At 43.7% G+C, this 5,148-nt stretch carries 4 protein-coding genes and 1 pseudogene; all 5 read right to left on the reverse strand.

All coding sequences use genetic code 11. From position 1 onward, the window contains the following. Positions 1-97: 97 nt before the first annotated feature. Positions 98-262 (reverse strand): annotated as a pseudogene (locus GNF10_RS34985) (glycosyltransferase family 2 protein); the annotation flags it as partial. 14 nt (positions 263-276) lie between these two features. After that, positions 277-1,554 (reverse strand): lipopolysaccharide biosynthesis protein, encoded by a 1,278-nt coding sequence (locus tag GNF10_RS34990; RefSeq protein ID WP_185582128.1) that lies wholly within the window; start codon positions 1,552-1,554, stop codon positions 277-279. Then, positions 1,551-2,537: a glycosyltransferase family 4 protein gene (locus GNF10_RS34995; protein WP_185582127.1), complete on the reverse strand. Its 987-nt coding sequence runs from the start codon at positions 2,535-2,537 to the stop codon at positions 1,551-1,553. Before GNF10_RS34995 ends, GNF10_RS34990 begins: the two co-directional genes overlap by 4 nt. Then, entirely contained in the window at positions 2,534-3,712 is a 1,179-nt protein-coding gene (locus tag GNF10_RS35000; RefSeq protein ID WP_185582126.1) for a glycosyltransferase, read from the reverse strand. The genes GNF10_RS34995 and GNF10_RS35000 overlap by 4 nt, the downstream gene beginning before the upstream one ends. Positions 3,713-3,716: 4 nt before the next feature. Next, positions 3,717-4,775: a polysaccharide pyruvyl transferase family protein gene (locus GNF10_RS35005; RefSeq protein ID WP_185582125.1), complete on the reverse strand. Its 1,059-nt coding sequence runs from the start codon at positions 4,773-4,775 to the stop codon at positions 3,717-3,719. Positions 4,776-5,148 lie beyond the last annotated feature (373 nt).

A 5,148-nucleotide genomic window follows, 5' to 3' on the forward strand; every position in this document is an offset into this window, starting at 1 on the left:
ATTTTATTCGCGTCAATCATCCGCGAACACTATTTTCTTTGTTTTACCCTCTATTTCTCCTTAACCGAGCAGTATTGAGATGGATGCGATCGCCTACATCGCTCTTTTTTTGATGTTCTGTGACAATCTCCACGGTGTCATCCGTAGAACCATCATTAATTATCAGTAATTCCCAATCAGAAAAGGTTTGCTGTTGCACAGAAGCGATCGCTGCTGGTAAAAATTTAGCAGCGTTGTAAGCGGGAATGATCGCCGATACCATTATGCTCGTGTTGCTCACCCCTTCAACTCTTGTAAAAATTTTGGTAAAATCTGCCGAGTAGCCCAGATAGTATACAGAGGTTGCAAAGTTAGGTGAGTTACCATAACTGCGACAGCAGCTCCTAAAATACCCCATTGGGTTCCTAGCCAAATTGCGATTGCCAGAAACCCAGTAAACAGGAGATTCCAGCGCAATTCGATTTGCGGTTGACCAAAAGCGCGGAACATTAAGGAAGCTGCATCGGCAAAGGGACGAGATAAAGCCGAGCAACAAATGACAATCAAGATAGAGACGGCTCCCTGTTCAACCCATTTATGCCCAAATATTAAAGGAACGTAGAAGGGGGCTAAACTAGATTGCAATACTACTAATGGCACGATCATTAAGGCTATTTTACGTAGACTTTGCATATATCGATCGGCAAACAATGTTACCTGAGAGTTGAGATCACATAGGTCAGAGAATAATGATACTCTGATAGCATTTATTACACTCAAGCTCAGTCCTAATCCGGCATTAAATGCAAAATAATATACTCCCAAAGCTTGAACACCTAGAAATCGACCAATCAATAGATAATCCACATTTTCCCGAAAGATGGTGAGTAACTCAATTCCCAGAACGCGGGAGGCAAAAGAGGTAATTTGTCTGCCCTTAGCGAAAGTAAAAGATTGAGTCATCCGCCAAGGTTGATATTTAAACGTGAGAATAATCCAGATGGGAGCTACCAAAAACTTAGGTAAAATGATCGCCCACATTCCCATTCCCGATAGGGCAAAGATCGCCGTCAAAACGTTATCGGTGGATACTTGCACCGAAGTGATTAAGGCCAGTATGTTGAGGCGATTTTCCCTTCTGATTAAGGCTGTTTGCACCATCGCTAGGGGATAAACTAAGTAAGTGATGGCGATTAAACAGATCGGGAGGATGAGATGGGAATTATTGTAGAATTGAGCGATCGCTAATGATGCTAGACATTGAACGGTAAATAAAACACCAGCAATCAACCAGTTCAACCCGTAAGCAGTACGGCACAATTCCTCAATATCTGAAGCATCCGCTTGAACTATTTTGTCTGCAATACCATTGCGGGTAAAAACGCGAATAAATTCGTTAGTCATTAATACAATGGCTGCGAGTCCATAGTCTTCGGCACTGAGAAACCGAGCTAGAATTACGGTGGTGACGAGTCTAAACACTCGGATCACCAATTCCGCCGCCCCCATCCAGCCAATGTTACGAATAAAGCGGTCTTGGAACAGACGTTTCTGTAAAGTTTGTATCCAGTTCATTTAAACTCCCTCAATACCTGTTCCCAAGCATTCACATAATCATCCCAGGCGTGTATCGCGCTTAATCTGCCTTGTTGTCCCCACGATTGCCGTTGTTCAGGGGAGGCATTAATCATTTGCCAAATTCCATCTGTCAAGTTTTGGCAACTATCTGGCTTAAACTCAATACCACAATTCTTTGCCTGTTCAGTCAGACCATCAATATCACTCACTAATACTGGTCTAGCTGCCGCACGAGCTTCTAAACAAACATTACCCCAAGGTTCCCAGCGTGAAGGTATAACAACAGCATCACAACGGCTTAGAAACTCAGGTACATCATCAATTTTTCCGAGAAAGTGGATATGAGGATGATTTTGAGCCAAAGCCTTGAGGTTTTGTTCGTTCGGCCCCTGCCCTCCTAAGAGCAACTGTACAGAACCAATAGGCAACAATTGTACTGCTTCAATCAAGCGATCGAACCCTTTTTGATGGGTAAAACGTCCATAAGCTGCTAAGGTAAACAGTCCTTCAGGCTCCGCCTTTGCGGGTACTTGAAAAAACGGATCTAAATTTCGGCTGGAGCAAATTAACCGCACCTTTTCAGATGCAACTAATCGATCAGACTGCATCCACTGTTGTTGTCCTTGGGAGATAGACACCACCCGATCCATTAGCCTATAGTTCAGGCGCAACATGGCGCGAAACCGCCAAGATGATGGAACTTGATGCTGTTCAAACCCCGCGCTGTAGTGATGCTCTACCAGAATCCGAGCTTTCGCCTTCAAGGTTAATAACTCTGGAATGCCCTTCCAAGATGAGGCTCGATGTATTACGAGTAAATCAGGTTGCCAAGTTTTGAGAGTAGCTTTGGCCTGATCTTGAGTCACTAACTGAAACTCTACCCAAGATGCCAACCGTGTCTGCGCTAGGCTGGCAAGGGTGGCGCGAATCCCACCAGTCCATCCCATGCCATGAGAACTAAGTATATGCAGCACTTTCATGAGGCAAAAGCCTGTAGTGGTTGTTGAGTTGCAGCCTGGGATAGAATGCGTTCTTGATAGGTTTGGGCAATGATCTTGGCGTGGGCTGACCAAGTATATTTTTTGACTTGCCGTAAACGCAGGGATAATTCTGGTGCGGCTTCTAGGTGATTTAGCAAATGGCTGATGGTGTTAGCCCAGGCATCCGGGTTGCCAACAGGACAGTACACAGCAGCATTACTCCCTACTTCCCGCAGCACGGGAATATCGCTAACTACAGCTACGCTGCCACAGGCTAAGGCTTCAATCAACGGCATTCCAAAGCCTTCAGCTTCGCTGGTCATTAGTACTATTGCTGCTTGCCGATAAAGTTCTACTAGATCCTTCTGCTCTAATTGTGAGAACAATCGGATACCATGACGAATTCCCAATCGGTCAATTCGCGCTTGCATATCGGGTTCCCATTCTGGGCTGACCCTGACCAACAGTAATTCTGGGTGATGATACCGTAGGCGGGCATAGGTTTCTAGTAAAACATCTAACCGTTTGCGTTTGAGATTGCCACTGATATTCAAGAGAAAAGGACGATTTCCAATCTCCTGCTGGATGTGGATTGCCATCTTAGAGTTGGCATCACCAGGAGAAAATTCGGGGGCAATTCCCAGAGGAACTTGAACTAGCTTATCGGGGCTGATAAGTTGATAGTGGAGAATTTCATCCCGAACAGATTGAGTTGTGTAAAATACCACCGCAGCGTTACGAAAACCGTTCAAAACATAGCGCTGCATGGTGTTATAACGGAGCGATCGCGGGTATTTGTCCGGTTGTAAGATGGAGCGAAAGACATCTAAATCATGACAGAATACTCCTGTGCGTTCTGGGGGTAATATATGCACCAGTGAGGCATAGCTCTGATCGCAGATGTGGAAAATATCAAACTGAGAAACTTGGGATTTGAGATGTCGCGGATAATCCCAAAAACGGTTCAACATTTTGTCAGTCTCTAAGGCAAGGCGCATTTTACCCAGGCGAGGTAACTGCCGCAATCGATAAGTATAGTTTGGTTGAATACGGGTAGTTGCTAAATGGGGATGCTCTGCACAGAGAGAATCGTAGAGACGATCTCCGCAAACTAGCATACTGGGAGAAGCTTCAGCACGAAAGTTGCTAACCAAAGCTAGACGTAAGCTATTCATGAAATTATCCTTTTATTTGTTGTAAGCATTCATTAAAGTTTTGCTGCACCTGAGTCCGAATTGCAGCATGATCAAATGTTTGCTCAGAGGTACGAGCGATCGCATCTATATAAGCATCCACATCAAACTGCTCTAAACTGCATCCAGGGATTCCCAGTCGTTGGCTTAAGTCTTGGCCTTTGTTGGAGTAGTAGAGATTAAAGGGAATTTTTCCACTGGCTAAGGCTAAGACGGCTGTGTGATAACGGATGGCGACAATCACAGCAGAAATACTTAGTGCGCCCATTACCAATTCCCATTTAGCCAAGTTACTGCTCACCGTAAAGGGATTAAATATCTTCAGTTGTGGTACTTGCTGAAAAATTTCTTCTGCTACTGCTAAATCATTATCTGCACCATAAGCTTGGGATTGAATCAGCAATACAGGTTGATATTGACGTTCTAATAGCTGGCGGCACAAGTTAACCAATTGACGTTGAAATTGCTGATTATCATGGCTATACATCGAATCAAAGGCTCGCAGCGAAATTAATGCTGCTTTCTCTGGGATGATTTCTAAAGCCTGGAATACCTGTTTTGCCTCTGCTTGTCCTTGAGAACTGACTGAGAGACTGAAAGCTGTATCAAAGGAAAGAATTGCTTTGACTCCCGCTTGAGTTAAGCGTTTGTGACTTTCCACATCCCGAACACAGACGGCAGCCAACCGTCGTAAACAATAGGCCAGAGCCTCAAAACTGAAGCCGTGACACGATCGCGGAATTGATTGCCCAAAAAGAATTGTTTGACGAGGCGATCGCTTTAACTCCAGCAAATTCCGAATGAAGGCTTTTGTAATCAAACCTTCACGAGCATTATTGAAAATATCGCCGCCTACACTGATATAGGCATCACAACGCCCAATCTTAGGCAAAATCTGCAAGCCGGGTATGTACTCCGGTTGGGCATCTTGAAATTGTGCTACAACTTTGGCCTCAGATGCTAAAGCAGTCAGGGCACTATAAATTGCAGCATCACCAATATTTAAAGTTGAATAGGTGTTTACCAGACCAATTGTGAGTCCCATGTTTTATTAACAGAGTGATGAGTCCCATAGTTAGGAACTTCCAGTAAAAAAACATCCCATCTTAGAAGCACAAGGCTTTGCACTCCTACAAACGTACAAATAATTTTGGATAATTTATTTTTTGGAAGTCCCTGAATTGACTGGTAGATGCTTAACGCTTTCTTAGACAACAAACATCCGATCTAAGATTGGGTGCATGAGGTTGATAACTGATGTATTAATCTTATAACCCTTCTTCTAACATTTTTACAACTTTCAGTATAATTTTTTGCACTTATTTTTCTAAAATACCCAATCAGTAAACCAAAAAGTTTTTCCCAAAGAGCGATCGCTAATTCAGTTTGCGTATTTCGAGGTGCTATATAATACTAAA

Origin of the sequence: Nostoc sp. UCD121 (assembly GCF_014222285.1) — a bacterium.
Lineage (GTDB): Bacteria > Cyanobacteriota > Cyanobacteriia > Cyanobacteriales > Nostocaceae > Nostoc.